Consider the following 17659-nt stretch of genomic DNA (forward strand, 5'->3'; position numbering starts at 1 on the left):
TATGTTATAACGAATTTATTCTCTCATAAAGTTGATAGGAACACACCTAAAATTACAGAAAACTAAAATAGTTATTAAAGCTAGCTTAAAGTGAAGCTTTATGTCACTTTAAAATGGAGTTCAGACAAAATATAGTAGTCTACTTTTTAGGTTAAAAAAGTAGATCGTTTATTATTAGAATAAATAATGTTACAAATCAAAAGTTTATTAATCTTCTCCTTAACACTAGTTTATCTGAATCAATAACTTAAATAAAAAAGTCACCAGTTTAAAACTGATGACTTTTTTATATTTATAATTTTTTCTATTTGTTATGGCGTTTCTTTATTCAGTATATATGTATCGAATTTTATAGTACAAACATAGTTATCATCATCTTTCTGTACATAACCAAGTTTATTTGTATTTCTATTATTACGACCCTTTCCGATAGCGTTATTAGAATTATGTTCTAACCATTTATCTTGCTTAGCAACATATTCATACACTATATTTTTTGTTTCGTCTATACAAAAATCATCACACTCACCAAGCGTAGAAACAATTCTAAATCTTTTTCCTTCCTCCTTTGTTATATTAAAAACTAGGTCATTACCATTCGCATATTCATGATCTATACCATATGTAAAATGATCTCTTTTTATATTTAAATCATTATTAAATCCCCACCTAAGTCTATTACTAATAGGATTCCAATCTCCGGTTTCCACGTCTAATTCTTCTACTATAAAATCTCCATAAAATTCAGATCCACCAGTACCATGATCACCTCCATTATAATACAGTGTCGTTGGATCAATAACAATTTCTTGACACCTTCCTTTTTCTACAGAATTATATGTCGTGTTAATTGAATACACTGAATTATTACTAATCCTTTTTGTATGATAACCAATTATTTCACCTGGATTATTCTTACCTGGGTCTGAATGATTAGATAAAGCGTTTATAATTTTATCAATTTCTTTTGTATGAGCAAATAAAACTGTTTTGAATGCGTCTGAACTATTTCCTCCTATTTGCTTTACTGTAACCTCTGTATTATTAAGTGTACGTTGATACTTTGCTTTAAGAGATGCATCAGCTCCAGCGACCGCACCTTTATACGCATAATTTAAAGCTGCTTTTAAATCTGCTGCAGAACTACTTGATTGATATACTAATGAATAAAGACGTCCATAAGTTACTTTATTTACATAAACAGGATCTTTAGTGCCAGCATATTTCTTCATTAACCTCACCACTTCTTTTTTACCTAATTTATTTGAATACCAACCATCTTCTCCTATTAATCCTAACTTTGGAGTAACCGATACACTATAAAACTTTTGTTTTAATTTTACTGCTACAGCGGTTTTATCGCTTTTTAAATCAACACCTAGACTTGATGAAAACTTATTAACTGGACCAGAATAACCAATATCTAATGCTGCTTGTAATTGTTCTGTTCCATGTACTTCTTCGATTGAAACTTCAAATTCACCAGGTAAAGCTGAACCATCTTCATAAAATTTATGTAAAACTTCATTTACAGCATCACCTATTTTTGCTGGACCTGGGGCCGGGACTACACGTTCTGTTTTAAAGGGAACCCCACTTTGTCCATCTATCCTAACAGTAATTGAATTTCTTTTATTATCAAAAATTGGCACATCAGTTGGGTTACCTTCTTTAATAGATTCAGGATTAAGAATAGCACCTACATATATAGAATTCGGAGTGTCCTCAATTGAGAAAAAAGTATCGTAGTCTTTATCTTTTAGTACCGGTTTACCATCACAACCATTAATTTTATTTCTATTAGCACTTAACTCATTTAAAGCTGTCGCTTTTTCATTTTCAAATGAATTTTCTGATAAATCATTGCTACAAGAAGTAGCTACAAGTGATAGTACTACCAACGATTTTGTTGATAGCTCTCTAAATTTACTAATCATTTATTTTTTATTTTATTTTATGATGCAAAACTAGTACTTAATTTATTTTTTGTAGGCTCTAATCATCCATTTAACAAAGCTTTATGTATTTGTTAACTATTTTCAACTTCATTTTTAAATATTTATTTTTTAAAAAACCTAGTAAATATCACTACAGCCTACCGTTTTTATGGTTTAATAGTCAAAATGAGCATATCTTATATTTTTCATAAAAAAAATAGTATTATCAGTACTAAAATTTAAGAATTTGAACTATAATAACCATTTTTAAGCTCAAGAGTAAGATTGAAATTCATGTTAAACTTCTTTCTAACGAAACTAAAAACCATGAACTTTTTATCTAAAAATTATTTTTTATAAACTATTTTTATTTCACTGCCTTACTAATCTTTTTTTATTTAATTGGATAGAATATTTACTATTGCTTATCTCCTTTGAAAATTTTTAAAACATAATTTAAAGAGTTGTATAGGTATAAGGTTTAAACTATCCGGAATAACACAATTTTTCACTTAATCACAGCAAAAATTTTATTCTAGAAAGCTGCTCGGATAATCCTTATTGCAAGTAATCTCGAAAAGACAGTTGAAATAAAAGTGAAATCTGACTTATAAAATGATTTACCTACGATAATAAAAGATAAGTATCCTAAAGATTCACCTAATTTCATAGATAAAACTATTTATCACAACTTGAAATTAAAACTTATTTATTTAGAATAAAATATTTCTGCCTTTGAAATTATAATCTAATAATAAAAAGACTGTTTAATCAAAAACTAATATGACAAATCAGAGTAATTGAATCATCATCAATATTGTTGCAAAACCTAACTATACCATATATAATTCGAAGTAACTTTATTAATAAAATACACTATTAATTTCATGTAATTATTTATAGTATACTTAAAACAGTGTTTTTTCTTATTTTAAAATCAATTTTAATTATGTAAAATTTAATAAAAACATATTCCCTCCATGTATCTTTAGATCAAATAAATAATAAATATCTTTAGATTTTTTTAAGAAAATAAAGACTGTCTGTTTAGGCAGTCTTTAATTTCTTGGAGCCATATTTAATCGTTGTAAAATATAATTTATCTAAATTTTAGTTTAAAAAAATGTAGTTTATTAAACCTCTCCCGAATTTACTCTCCTTGTCTTAGTTCTTTTTAATAATCTAGATAAGTAGAAAAATACTATATGTTTTTTCTATTTAATTTAACAAAAATGCTGTTTTCTATAGTTAATAAGTTCGATAAGTCTTTTTCAAAACTTCATATTTTGATTATCTTTAATCTATATCCTATGGTAAATTACTTTATACTTACAACAAACCTATACATGCCTAATATTTTCCTTTATTATTATTTTTATATTCAAAATAATTGTTTTAATTTTACGTATATCATGTTATTTAACTGCGTGTTAACCAAACTTTCTACTATCTATAGCCCACAACTTCATGAAAGAAGTTAATGCGCAGTATTAACATAATTCAAAGATATTTACCCAATTCAATAAATATTTCTGTAATTAAAACCACTAAAAAAATATTACTATAAACTTATAGTTAATCGAAGTTTAATTCATTGTTTTTCAATTAACCTCATATTCAACACCTGTAAAGTTTTTTTCTTAACACAAAATATTAATATTTTATGTATGGCTTTCTGTAATTTTTCAAAGTATGAAATAAATATGTTTGAAAGTATAGATTAAAAGGTTAATATGTGTTCTAAAATACTTCATTTTAAAACTTTATTTTAGATATTATGAAAAATAACATTGAAAACTCATTTGTTTTATACCATAAAATTATAACTAAATTACTTGATTCAAAAACATATAATATGTAAAGTAAATTCTTTATATATTATTATTGTAACTAATTAGTTTAATGATTAAAATGCTGTTAAAGTCTGCCATGGAAATATAAGATTACAAACAATAAAGGTAATTTAATGTTTATTATTTATTGTATAAAATTATATAAAGCAATTAATAAAATAATAGGAAATTTAGATATTATCAGAATAAGTTGTAGGGTACAGATCATTTACAAAAGTAAATCTAATATGTACAATAAAATTATTGAAAACTTAAAAAATCATTTCCACCGAAGGTTCTTTTAAAAAACTTATCATTCAATAGTTTAATTTTTCAAATTTCATACAGAAACGGTCCATATCATAATATATACGAAGGAGAAATATTGGGATCCAATAAATTACTAATTATTATTCGTTAAAAGCACCAAATAATAATTTAAATAGTGTGTATTATAAGAATTAAAGGTCTCGTAAAAATCTCTTTAGCTGTCTAAAAGTCATAATTTGAGTAATTTCAAAGAATTATGAAAAAGAATCAACTAATTTAGCAAAGTGAAAAAATTCGAGTAAAATAGTTCAAAAGGCTTTTTTTCTTACAACTACTATCCTTTACGTCATAGAAAACAAGTCTCTAATGTAAGAAACTTGTTTTTATTTATCTATTCACAGTGCTGGTTTAAAATAATCGGAGTTAATTTTGTTTTTTAAATATCATAAACCAAGCTGGTGAAGGTTGTATTTTTAAAGTTGAATTATCTAACAAAATCATTTCTGCTCTTCTTCCTTCATATAGATTTGCATCTTTTTTATTTATATCACCTTTATTACTAGCTTTCTCAACACAATTACCCTGAGAGTCGGTTTCGTATGTTGTAAGATCAAATGTTAAATCATCGTGAACGATAAAAGTATTATTCTTAACACAATCAGGGGTAACATCAAAAGAAAAATCTCCTAGATACTTATCTAATTTCCAAACCCCTATAATAGGATCTTTAAAAGAGCGTAATTCATTATTATTTTTAGAACATGATATTAGCAGTGTATACAATATAACTATCAAGCCTTTTTTTATCATTTTGGCATAATTAAAATTAAAATATTTAGTGAAAAAGTCATTTTTTTCGAGTTTTAGTAGACCAGTTTAAAATACTTATTTAAGCAAACTGATCAATAAATTTGAATATAGCCGATATACCAAATTTAAAAAAATAAAAAGTTAATTGACCTATTTAAACCTTTTAAAATTGGGCTATTTTAATTGACATAGATCTGATAAAAAAATCTCTTAGACCAATATAGCTCTAAGAGATTTTCATAAAAATAAGTTTGGTTAGCTTTGTTTTTTAATGTCTTAATGCGTAACTCGCTCCTTTGCCAAATTCGGCTAAAATAAATGTTAAGCGACCCAAAAATAATTTTGTTTTTTTTATTAAAAATTTCCCCATAATAATAAACTTTATTTTTTGATTTGCATGTTAAAAAACAACATTGTAAAGATATCTGTTAAAAACGCCAAACAGTTAGGGATTACCGATAAGCACTCTGTATTTTTCCGCTTTTTTAAATTAAGTCATTATTTCTCAATAAGAACATCTTTAATGTTTTTTTAAAACTGAAATTAAAAATTGTATACACTCTATTTTTTTAGATTAGTTTTAGATTTTCTATCATTCCAAAAAGCAATTGTTAAAACCATAAAGAAAAAAACTAGCATAAAATTTAAATATTCTCAACTTATAACAATCTTTAAACTTCCTTATGCTTTTTACACATAAAATATTGCATTAAGAACTATATAGAAATAAAAAAGAATCAACCATATGGAAAATAAAATTTTTCTTTTCAAAATATGGTAAGAGCATAACATTGATTATAAAAAAAAGGAAAGATAGCTTACTTCCAAAGCTAAATATAATGCCTTATAGATATCTAAATTATCTTGAGTAATCAACTATCATTATATTACAATGGTTATTTTTTCATCATAAATAACTCTAGGAGTACAATTTACGACTTCTTTTTATTTTAATTCAACATCTTTAACGTCTAAAGACTTTGAAAATTATACCCACCACATAACGACTTTATCTAAACTAATATTAAAATTCAAGTAAAATATTTGATTAAACATTTATTACCCAATTCACACTAATTATCAGAAGATTACTCCCTTTTAAAATCAATTCACAATTTAAATATTGATTCATTTTTTTTATTTTTTATCATTTTATTTTTTTAGACAAGTCTAAAAAATTATTTTTGTAAATCTAAAAAACAAACATTACTAAATTGATCAAATATGTAATAATAGTATTCTGATAAAACATCACTTACTTAAATAGATAAACTAAAAAGACAAATAAAATTGTTAAAAACAAAAACATAAAATGAAAATTACACATACACTTCCAGAACTTCCATATGACAAAAAAGCACTAAATCCAATTATAACAGAGCAAACATTTGACTATCACTATAGTAAGCATCATGCCGCTTACGTAAACAACCTTCACAACCTAGTAAAAGATACTGAAATAGAAGAATTTAGCATTGAAAAAATTATACAAAAAGGATATATTGAAAAAAACGATAGTCTTTTTAATAATGCTGCGCAACATTGGAATCATTCTTTTTTCTGGCATTGTCTCTCGCCAAATGGTGGTAAAGAACCATCGGGAAAGATTAAAGAATTAATAATTCGTGATTTTGGTAATTTTCAGCAATTCAAAGAGCAATTTTCATCGACAGCCATTAAGTTATTTGGTGCAGGTTGGACTTGGTTGGCTCAAAATGAAAAAGGTAAACTTGAAATACTTGCTATGAAAGACGCCCATACTCCATTGACTGAACTCAAAAAACCAATTCTCACATTAGATGTCTGGGAACATGCTTATTACATAGATTATAAAAATGTAAGACCAAAATTCGTAGAAGGTTTTTGGGAAATTGTCAACTGGGATTTTGCTAATAAAAATATAGTATTGTAATGAGTGATACTTGTGTGAATCATATAGAAGAACACTGGAAGGCCTTAACTACTGAAAGTAATAACTTCTTTAAAAAAGGAAATTACAAAAAAGCGATATCAGGTTACAAAGATGCTCTTTACAGAGCTGAAGTATTGAATAATAATATTTCAGACTGTATTCGTTTAAAAACCGCCTTTGTACAAATTTATATTATTTCTTGCAACAACTTAGCTAACACTTTTGAAAAACTTAATAATAAAAAAGAAACTGAAAAACTTTTAAAAAGAGTCATTTACTATCTTTTACATTTAAAAACAAATAAGGATCTTAATATAGACAGCTTACAATCAGAGCTTAAAAGAGCTACACTGGCATATATTTACTTTAGAAAAAAGAATAATTTAGTTAAAAAAGAGGATGAAAAATTATTTACTGAAATAAAAAAACAACTCATAGAGAATAACGTCATAAATATTCCATAAAATTATTTATACAATTAAACTCTTTTTTTAAGAGTATTTTACTCATTTTAAAATAATCAAACATAATTTATTTTATAATGTTTAAACGTTTTATTTTATCTGTACAGCCTTAAATATATCCACCCTCCATATATGATTCTCTTTTTCCTGGATATATATCCCCCAACTGGACAGATAATTATAAAGCCTTACTTAAATAAGTAAGGCTTTTTTAATTTAGTAATAAATTTAAATACGTGATTTCACACTAAAATGAAACTATAAACATTAATCAATATTCATTCTATTAAACTAAGCATCACGTGTTTTTACAATAACATTATCAAGTTTTATACCCAGTTCAGCAAATTGATCTAAAACATACCTAAAACAAACATTTCCATCTGGTTTATAATGTCCCGAGCTATCATTAATTTCAATATAAAGTGTATTTAAAAAAATAAATGACGTTTTTCGTGTTAAATAAAATTCGCCTGCACATGTAACTGGAAGCCCTGCATTTAAATCGCTATGCCTCGTATAATCTCTTGAATCAAGAGCTAACTGAGAATTCCATTTATACAAAATTTTTCCACCAGGAACTAACACCCAAGAATAATGTCCTTCACTTTGAGCATACAACTTCAATTCCTCTGTTATTTGTCGTTTCAACTGATTTCCATATAATTTTCCATTAACCATGGGTAATAATACTCCTACTCCTTCAATACTTTCAGGATCATGGTATTTAAAAATTGGCCCTCCTTCTTTAACATAACGTTTCCAATCTGCAAGATAAGGCAACCATCCTACAGGGTAAGATGACTTAAAATTATCAGAAGGCCTTTGATTAGCTGCTAATGAAGGTAAGTTGAGTCTTGGTAAATTTTTAATTGTATATTCTGTGCTTGAAAGTAATTCTTGAATAAACCAATAATTAGTACTCTGATTTTGTGCAAAGAAATAAGATATATCACCTATTTCAAAAGAAAACTGTACACTGTAAGCATTATCCCAATGCCCTTGCATAACTTCTTCTCCCATTTTCCCTTCTTCCAATAGTTCTCTAACAAACCATCGTTTACTACTTTGGTCTTGACCATAGAAATATTGATGACCAAAAAGTTTTGTTGGATATAAAAATTGAACTCCATAAGCACTGTCCAAGTACCCATTTGAAGTCTCCTCTCCCATCAATCCTCCTGGTAGTAATTCTTGAATAAACCAATAATTAGTGCTCTGATTTTGGGCGTAAATATAATGACATTCATTGATACTAAATGGAAATTGTACTCCATAAGCGTTGTTCATAAAACCATTAGCAGTCTCCTCCCCCATCAATCCTCCTGGTAGCAACTCTTGAATAAACCAATAGTTGGTACTTTGATTTTGACCATAAAAAAAATGACGACCATCAATAGAAAATGGAAATTGTACTCCATAAGCGTTGTTCATAAAACCATTAGCAGTCTCCTCTCCCATCAATCCTCCTGGTAGTAACTCTTGAATAAACCAATAATTGGTACTTTGGTTTTGACCATAAAAAAAATGACGACCATCAATAGAAAATGGAAATTGTACGTCATAAGCATTGTTAAAAACACCTTCTGCTGTCTTTTCCCCCATCTTTCCTCCTGGCAAAATTTCTTGTATAAACCAGCCATAAGTACTTTGACTTTGACCATAAAAATATTGACGATCTTCAATAGAAAATGGAAATTGAACTTTATATGCATTATTTAAGTGTCCATTTGCCACTTCCGCTCCTAATTGAATATTAAGATTATCTAACATATTCGATAATTGTTTTTATATTTAATTTAAATCCTTTATTTAAAAGTCAAAAAAACTTTTAAAATCAAAAAATAATATTTATTCACAGCAAATAATTGAATTGTAAATACCGATAATTACGAGTATACATGCATTAGACTAAAAGCATGAAAACACCCATTAACAACTTATGTGTATTTTTAAAATAAGTTCATTTCTGAACAAAAAAATAATAATTAAGAGATCCCTGTATAACTGTTAATACGGGGCAAAACTAGCAATAATCAGCTTTAGACAACTACTAAATCTTAGTTAAAAAAAACTATTATCTTACTAATTTCTCTCAATAATCTTAGTACTAAAAACTTAAATAAATAAAATAAAAGCTTGCTTTTTTATTTTAATATGGTCTCGACAAAGATTTAGATAAGCTTAAAATTATAGGTGACTACAATTCATTAAATAAAAGAATTTTTAAGTTCAAAATTTAATCATAAATGCACTTTTATATACGTAACAAAGAATTTCATGAAAACAAAATCTATAAGAGCGGAAATAGTATTATGTATCTAAACGATAAAATCTTTTTTATTCAAATGATTAATGAAGCTGACATAAAAAAATATAGAGTACAAGAATACGATATACAACCTATTCGTACTAAAAGGATCTAGGACACTTTAGGCGTAAATAAATGTCCTCTTGTAGAGTTTGAAAGAACAAAAAAGGTATTTAAAAAGGTTTATTACACTTGTAGATACAATATAAACAGAAGAATCTATTAAGTTAAACCAATAAAAGTAATGTTTTTTATCTCCAAAAAAAGGAGCTAAAGAAAAATACTACCGTAGCATACACAGATACAAGCGGAGATTTTTCAAAAATCAGAACCATATCTAAAATTATAGAGGATGAAAACGGATTTACATTATACATCATTGAAAATTCGACAGGAACTAGGACAGTGGGTCAATTTAGATTTTAAAAAAAGAACTGACAATCAATAAAAAAGAAAGAACGCACTTAAAATTTCTATTAATCATATCTATTTTACTTTTTAAACTAGATAATACTATTTTTAAATCTATCCATATCTATAAACTGCTAATATTAATATAAAAAGAACAAGTGATTGTTAACTAGTTCTTAGCTCCTGTAAAAAGTATTATAGTTAATTGAATTTGTTTTATTTAAAACAGAGAGATGTTTTTGAACTTTGTATGGTAACTTTAAATGTATAAATTATGAAAAAAAAAGTCATGATAACTGGCAGTAGTAACGGTTTTGGTTTAAAAGCTGCAAAAGATTTTGCAGATAACGGATATAAAGTATTTGCTACTATGCGAAATACGGAGGGTAAAAATGCAGAAAAAAAAACTGAATTAGAAAACCATTCTTCCGATATTACAGTTGTAGAAATGGATGTAACTAGCGATACTTCTGTTAAAAATGCAGCAAATTTAATACTCAAGGATGCTATTAATATTGATATACTTATCAATAATGCAGGGATTATGTATGTTGGTATTACGGAAGCTTTCAGTGTTGAACAGGCGCACCAACAAATGAATACAAATTATTATGGTATTATAAGAGTTAGTCAAGCAATTTTACCATCTATGCGTAAAGCTGGTAAAGGACTAATTATTAACACTACTTCTGTAGCTGGACGTGTTGCGTGGCCTTTCTGTGGTACTTATAATGCTTCTAAATTTGCTGTGGAAGGTTATTCTCAAGCTTTAAAATATGAAGTTGCTGGGCAAGGTGTTGAAATAGTTTTAGTAGAACCTGGCCCTTTTGGTACTGGATTGTTTGGTTCTATTCAAGAGGAGGATCGCAAAGAAATACTTACTGATTATCCTCAATTGGATTCCATTAAGAACGGAATGATAGATCAGTTTGATCAATTTTTAAAATCACCTGAAGCACCTCAATCACAAGAAGTGGTAGATACTTATTTAAGTTTAGCTAGCATGCCTCATGGAAAAAGACCTACAAGAACCGTAGTTGGCATGGATTATGGAGCCCTAGAAATGAACAAAACTTACCAACCGCTTCAAGATGAAGTCTTGAAAACATTACAAGTAGAATTTATGAAAGAAACAAAAGTTTCCTGAGAAAAAATATACCAAAATCAATTTTGTTCATAAATAATAGAAGCACTAAAGCTTCTTTTATTTCTCAAATAAAAGAATCAAAAAAGCTATCCCCTTTATTAATAGTATATTTTGATTCTTTTTTTGATAAAAATATCGCAAATGATTTTTTTAACTAATACATAAATTATGTTTTTAAATCAATAGCGTCCAAAACGTTTTAAAGAAAGAGGAAAAAGTTAAGTATCTGAAAGTTATCTTTGATTTGCACAACTCCAACCGAATCCTTTTGTGGTAAAAAAATGAACGTTATTTTCTCTGATTATATCAAAATTACAAATGTTTCTGATACAAGTACAACTTTAAAAACAACTCTTTAAAAAACTATAAAAAACAAAACTTAAATAGTTTTAATATGTCATTTACATGAGAGTCATAAATAAAAAATACTAAAATTATTTTATTAATACTAAAGAAAATTCGATCTTATTTATACTTTTAAATTTATCTTATAAAAACATAATTAAAGAAATGTATTCACATTTACTTGTTTTACAACTTTTTTAAAGAATTAAAAGAGTTCTAAAAACAAAAGTTGATATATAGTGAATTCTAAAAAAAGAAATAAATAAAGAATTCAAGCAAAAAACACCTAATGATATAAGTTGACATACAAAAACAGTTCTTCATTTATAAATTAATTCAATATCTATTTATTATTATCTGTGAATTTTAAAAATTGCTTGCACTTAATTATTTTATAAAAAAGACCTGATCCAATAAAATCAGATCTTTTATCTTTTATGCTAGTCCAAAAATATTAATTAGAACAGCTGATACTAAAAGAAGCGTATTTGTCTTTTCTCCATTTACTACTCTTTGCTAATGCTACATCAGGAACCTTTATACAGGTTAAATTAGAATTCATATAACAATATACAGTTTGAATATTTAAATTTTTGGAAATATCTAAACTGGTTAGCTGGTTATTAAAGCAATACAATACTCTAAGGTTCAGATTCTTTGAAACATCTAAACTCAATAATTCATTACCTCCACAGTATAAAATATTGAGTTTTATATTTTTTGAAACATCCAAATTCAATAATTCATTATACGTTAAGTCTAACCATTTAAGCTCTGTACTTTTTGAAACATCCAAGCTTGAAAGTTGATTTCTACTACAATCTAAAGATATAAGATTAATATTTTTAGATACATCCAAACTAATTATTTGATTATCATAACAACTTAACTTGTGAAGTTTAATATTTTTGGAAATACCTAAACTAGTTAATCGATTATTACTACAGGCTAATATTTGCAGGTTATTATTTTTTGAAACATCTATATTCGTTAATTGATTATCACTGCAGGTTAAAACTTCAAGATTAGCATTTTTTGAAATATTTAAATTCGTTAATTGATTTCGATTACATCTTAAATCTAAAAGCTTTAGATTTTTAGAAACATCTAAAATAGCCAATTGATTGTTAAAACAATACAACTTCTCAAGGTTTACAAAGAATTCTACTTCTGTTATGGATTTCAAACCTTTATTCTCCACATACAAACGTTTTATCACTTTTGCTTCACCTTTTTGAATTTCTCCATCCTGATTTTTATCTACTCCATCAGAAACAAGAGCTTTTTTAAAATTAATATCTTCAAATTGAATAATTTCATCATCATCATTACAATTTGTATTCCAATAAGCACTCCTGTCCTTTCTCCACTTCCTATCTACTTTATTCATATCAGCTACCTGAATGCAAGTTAATTTATTACCTTGACATTTTACTCTAGAAAGAAATCTGTTTTCCGAAAGATCCAATGCTATTAGTTGATTTCGTTTACATAATAACTGTTCTAATTTTATATTTTTAGAAATATCTAAATTTACTAACTCATTCTCAGAACAATCTAGTTTTAAAAGGTTTGTAAAAAACTCTATTCCTTTTAAAGATTTAATTTTATAATCATCTACATATAATTCCGTAATAGCTTCTGCTTCGTTTTTTTGAATTTCTCCATCATCATTTTTATCTACGCTTTCATCAATTAAAGCTTTTTTAAACTCAGAATCTTCAAATCGTATAATATTAGATTCTCTTCTGCTCCTTAAGAATGTTGTTTTTTGCTCAGTTGCTATATCATATTTCATAAAAGAAGCCTCTTTTTCAGTTACTAAATCATCTTCTGAACAAGAAAATAAAGAGCAACTAATTAAAACTCCTAAAAGCAAATTACATTGTTTCATATTTTAGTTTTTATGAATTTCCAAGCCCGCAAAACTACTCTTATTTTCTAAGTTAACTACTTAAATATTGACAATAAAAAAAGTTATTAACTAAGATGCTATGTAATAATTTTTTACCTGTTCGAGTAAGTTTATTAGGAGGCTTGAATACTAGCTTAATCAATAATATTAAATTTTTAAGTAAGGATTTTTTTCTAAAAAAATCAATAAACAAAGTAAGCTATGAACTAATATAGCTTGTCATTTTTATTTCATTTTATATAGCTTATAAGTATATTTTATACATTGGAATTAACTATGAATCTGGTTTTTTTTCTTCAGTGTAAAGCAACTTTGTTTTTATCAAACAAGAATTGTGTTTCTCTAGATCGTTTAATTTATTGCAGGTTACAAGCTGAATAATAGTAATTTTCAAACCAGTTATTATTTTTTAATTATTCCATAAATATCTGAAAGACTTTTTATTTTTTTTTTAATTTACAAATAAAAAACTCCAAGGTGTAAAATAATCATTTACCTAAATTTTCTATAATTTAAAAAGCTTTCACACCTTTCTTACAGTATTATAAAACAAGTTTTTGTACATATTTAAATGGTATACTCCATTTTGAGAATACCCAATATTCTAATCTACTAAACTATCTAACTTCTCTATATTATCTTTGATTGCTCCTTTATAATCTCTAAAGAATTGGTAGCGATACTGATCTCTGAATCCTAATTTTTTTATTGAATTTTAAAGAACCGTTCTATCGATTAACTTTTTCCAAGTCATGAAATCTCCACTTTTTAGGTAAGCTATAGATTTTGACCAATAAGCATACTGAAAAGTTGGATCGATCTCAATTGATTCATCTAAAATATTTTGATATTCTTCACTAAACTAGTAATAAGGCTTAATTTCCATTGTCTTTAAACAAACTTTGTATTTTAGAGTATCTCTATAATATTTATGCGTTTTGCAATTTGGTTGTGCAAATGTGCTTAGAGATGGAAATTTGAATATTAAATACGTATAACAATCAACTACTAATTCATTTCTTTTAAGAACTCACCAGCTTTTTAATTCGTTTAATTATCTAATAAGTTGAGAAATTTTTAATTTATAAATCTCTCTTTTTTAGTAGTTCTGGTTTGATTGCAAAATTCAAAGCCTTCCTGCTTTTCCCTAGTAGTTTACAATAAACCGTATTCAATAAGTCCATTTTCTTTTTTGGAAGTAATTGGTTGGAAATTTGATTGAAAAGTGTTTAAAATTTTTAACTTTTTTTCGCTGTAAACTGATCCTAAATTAAAATATTGAAAGGCTTTATCATCTCCTTTACAAACTTTGAAATCTAATTCTTAAATCTGATCGTTTTTTCAATATTCCCTATATGCCTCAGATTTTTTTGTTTTTCACTTATTTTTTGTGAAGTTGGCAACTCTATAGAAAAGAAGAGACTAAAATAAGAGTTAAAAACGAGTTTTTATATCGCTTCATTCGTGTGTTATGAATCTAGATTGTAGTTTTTTGGGATATTTTATCTTTTCGTATTGACAATTAAAAAATACACAATGCTATGTATTTTACTTAAAAAAGCAATCTTTCTAAAATAATGCCTTGAGGTAATAAACACTAAATATTTATTAAAATTACAGGTATTTCAATACTTTTCTTATCTTTCTTGTCTCTATAATTATTAGAAATTACAATTTTTCCTTTTGTTGGTTCTTTTACATCAAATTGTAAAAAACAAGAATACATATCAGGCCCATTTTTTATCCACTTTTCGTCAGCCCATAATACTTCAACAGATAATAAATTTCCTTTATCATCAAATACTTCAACAGTTCCTAATTTTTCGTCAAATGAAGGCCAAACGCCTCTTGAATTAACTCGTACAACTGTTGAAGGTATTACCTGATAACCTTCTTTAATATTTATTGTGGGTAGTTTATATTTTTTATTAGAATATACATCTTCATCTATTTCTAGTAGTTTAAATTCTTTGCTACCATCATTAAATTCAGCTTTATATTGTCCCTCATGCCTTTTCCAGTACCAAACATAATTATCTTTTTTATATTCACCTGATTTAGCACCAGCACTAATAAGAGGAAGATTTAATTCATCAATTCCTTTTAGTTTCAATTTAACATATCTATCATTATTTTTTTTATAATATGTAACGCCGATTAATTCATTTTCTTCAGATAGATAGGCATGATCATAAACATCTAATATATTGGCTATCTTTTTATCTAAATTAAAATTATTTTTATTCTTCGACTTATTTTCTGTTTTACAAGAGGTAAAACAAAAAATATATAATATACTTAAGAGAACTATTTTAAGCTTTTGAGAATTTGTTAAAAAAATATGCAATGATTTTAGGTTTTTATTCTTCATCAATTTTTTAATTTAATTGAGATTTTACTTTGTCACTTTGCTGAAAGCCACAATTAAAAATATTTCAAAATAAAACTAATTTAATTTTTAACACTTCTTTGTTTTTTTAACCAAACTTTAACACAAAAATAAAAAGTATTAGATGTCTCTTGTAATTCCGATTGCTAAAATTATTTATTCCATAATATTACCGAAAACTAATTATTTTTGACTTTATACAAATATTCATTATAACAAGGACTTAAGTTTGAAATAACACCTTTATACCTAGTAACAAAAAAGTTAACCGTATCAAAAAAATTTATACTTCTGATATCGATAATTCTTTCTTCTTAATTTCAAGCAAAAAATAATTCACAATAGATCTAATAACCAATTTTAGAGGAAATAAGAAAAACAAAAATTAATGTTCTATATACCTTATCTATAAATTTCCATCAATATTACTCTTAAATGAACTCGTTAATTAACAAGTACAATATTCAATAATCATCTCAGAATAAACATATCTAATCATGAATACATCTGCCCTTAATTTCATAAAAATAATTAGTATTGTAATAAATACGTATCTTTTAATCTTTATTATTTATCATTTCTCCTTAAATATTTATTTATAATCTCACTTACCTTTCGTGAAGGTAAACCTGTTTTCTCCGCAATACTATCAACACAATTATTATCAGTAGTAAGATAGAGGTCTAGCACAATTGCTTTTTTTTCATTTTCTAATTCGATCATAACTTTACATATTTCTTTTTTTTTAAAAAATCTAAAATCACTATTACTACCCCAATGAGTAATATCAGACATTTTTAACTTTATACTTTCGTCATACTTCTGCTGTAACCTTAAATAATCTATGTTATCATGTTTTTTAACTTTAGGTTTAAAAACACATGATAATAATTAAGACGTAAGAAGAATTACTTTTCAATATTCTATTATCAACAAGAAAAGGTTGTTTAACCCTAAAAATTATTTTTTCAATTACATTAATATATTTGTTCATATTTATAATACATATACTAAAACATAGGTATAAAAAAACACCTTAAATTAAGGTGTTTTTTATACTATTCGAAACTAAAAAATAACTTACTTAAGCCTTAAGAGTATCTAAATATTCTAACGTCGTTGTTTTTTCTGTTTCATTAATTTTATATGTAAAAATCTGAATTTCTTTTAATGTTGAAGGAGTAAATCCAGGTAAATCATTTGTTGTGGTAATCTTTTTTACTACTTCTTGAAATTTAGGTTTAGCTTCGGCCCAATCTTTAAAACCTCCTGGTTTAAATAAAAGAGCTTTAACTGCATCTGTATTAAAACCAACAGTTTGTATTTCACTATTATCCAATCTTCCTTTGTAATCTTTTTGTTTTTGCAACAACGTATTACGTAACCCTTCCATTTGAGACTTAAATTGATCCGGTGAAAAAGTTTTTTCTTGCCCAGTCATAGTAGAGCTACTTGAGGCATCTGCTTCACTGAATTTCAAAAACCTATCATTTCCAATTGCATCTGGAGCAGCTAATAAACCTATACTTCTAAACTTTTTATCAAGCATCGCTTTTCCAGCAGGACCTTTAGCCTGAAGATCTTTTAGTTCCTCTTCTTCTTCAGCCGTGCTTACCATTTTATATGGGGCAGCAATAAGTCTATTATGAATCAAAGACCAATTTCGTTTTGGACCGTATCTTTTTTCTTTTACTCCTGAAAATTCAGAAGCCGGTGCTCCTGCATCTTGAAATTCTAAATGTGCATTGTTAAGTTGAGCGGTTCTAACTAATAAACCGCTATCATTAAATTTATTAATAATAGCTTGTGCTTCATTTGGTGTATTTGCCATAATATTTGTTTTACTTGTTATATTTGTTTTTTTGTAATTAAGACCTTTGTAGACTTATATTAAAATAGCAACTAGTATTTTACTT

10 protein-coding genes are annotated in these 17659 nt (G+C 26.4%); 3 read left to right on the forward strand and 7 right to left on the reverse strand.

Translation table 11 applies throughout. The features are described from left to right. Positions 1 to 311 precede the first annotated feature (311 nt). Both ACSIGE_RS03895 and ACSIGE_RS03900 read right to left on the reverse strand, forming a co-directional pair. Positions 312 to 1937 (reverse strand): thiol-activated cytolysin family protein, encoded by a 1626-nt coding sequence (locus tag ACSIGE_RS03895; protein ID WP_440881480.1) that lies wholly within the window; start codon positions 1935 to 1937, stop codon positions 312 to 314. Between the two features lie 2525 nt (positions 1938 to 4462). Beyond that, positions 4463 to 4849 carry a hypothetical protein gene (locus tag ACSIGE_RS03900; RefSeq protein WP_440881481.1) on the reverse strand — a complete coding sequence of 129 codons (387 nt, stop codon included), beginning with the start codon at positions 4847 to 4849 and terminating at the stop codon, positions 4463 to 4465. Between the two features lie 1312 nt (positions 4850 to 6161). On the opposite strand from ACSIGE_RS03900, the gene ACSIGE_RS03905 reads away from it, so the two are divergent. Together ACSIGE_RS03905 and ACSIGE_RS03910 are read left to right on the forward strand one after the other, a co-directional pair. Then, a complete protein-coding gene (locus ACSIGE_RS03905) occupies positions 6162 to 6761 on the forward strand; it encodes a superoxide dismutase (RefSeq protein WP_440881482.1) in 600 nt (199 codons plus the stop codon). After that, complete coding sequence (locus tag ACSIGE_RS03910) at positions 6761 to 7225, forward strand: tetratricopeptide repeat protein (RefSeq protein ID WP_440881483.1); 465 nt, start codon at positions 6761 to 6763, stop codon at positions 7223 to 7225. Before ACSIGE_RS03905 ends, ACSIGE_RS03910 begins: the two co-directional genes overlap by 1 nt. Positions 7226 to 7516: 291 nt before the next feature. On the opposite strand, the gene ACSIGE_RS03915 is transcribed toward ACSIGE_RS03910, so the two are convergent. Then, the gene (locus tag ACSIGE_RS03915) at positions 7517 to 8998 is read right to left on the reverse strand and encodes a hypothetical protein (RefSeq protein WP_440881484.1); all 1482 of its coding nucleotides are present in this window, start codon (positions 8996 to 8998) and stop codon (positions 7517 to 7519) included. A gap of 1223 nt (positions 8999 to 10221) precedes the next feature. Here ACSIGE_RS03915 and ACSIGE_RS03920 point away from each other — a divergent pair. After that, complete coding sequence (locus ACSIGE_RS03920) at positions 10222 to 11094, forward strand: SDR family oxidoreductase (protein ID WP_440881485.1); 873 nt, start codon at positions 10222 to 10224, stop codon at positions 11092 to 11094. Between the two features lie 799 nt (positions 11095 to 11893). Here the strand turns inward: ACSIGE_RS03920 and ACSIGE_RS03925 are convergent. The 4 genes from ACSIGE_RS03925 to ACSIGE_RS03940 all read right to left on the reverse strand — a co-directional run bounded on the left by ACSIGE_RS03925 (position 11894) and on the right by ACSIGE_RS03940 (position 17574). Then, positions 11894 to 13333, reverse strand: coding sequence for a leucine-rich repeat domain-containing protein (locus tag ACSIGE_RS03925; protein ID WP_440881486.1), 1440 nt, complete (start codon positions 13331 to 13333; stop codon positions 11894 to 11896). A gap of 1618 nt (positions 13334 to 14951) precedes the next feature. Next, complete coding sequence (locus ACSIGE_RS03930; RefSeq protein ID WP_440881487.1) at positions 14952 to 15725, reverse strand: hypothetical protein; 774 nt, start codon at positions 15723 to 15725, stop codon at positions 14952 to 14954. A gap of 585 nt (positions 15726 to 16310) precedes the next feature. Beyond that, positions 16311 to 16538 carry a hypothetical protein gene (locus ACSIGE_RS03935; RefSeq protein WP_440881488.1) on the reverse strand — a complete coding sequence of 76 codons (228 nt, stop codon included), beginning with the start codon at positions 16536 to 16538 and terminating at the stop codon, positions 16311 to 16313. A 289-nt stretch (positions 16539 to 16827) separates the two neighbouring features. After that, a complete protein-coding gene (locus tag ACSIGE_RS03940; RefSeq protein WP_440881489.1) occupies positions 16828 to 17574 on the reverse strand; it encodes a hypothetical protein in 747 nt (248 codons plus the stop codon). Between the last annotated feature and the right edge of the window lie 85 nt (positions 17575 to 17659).

It is taken from the genome of Tenacibaculum profundi (assembly GCF_052050075.1).
GTDB lineage: Bacteria > Bacteroidota > Bacteroidia > Flavobacteriales > Flavobacteriaceae > Polaribacter.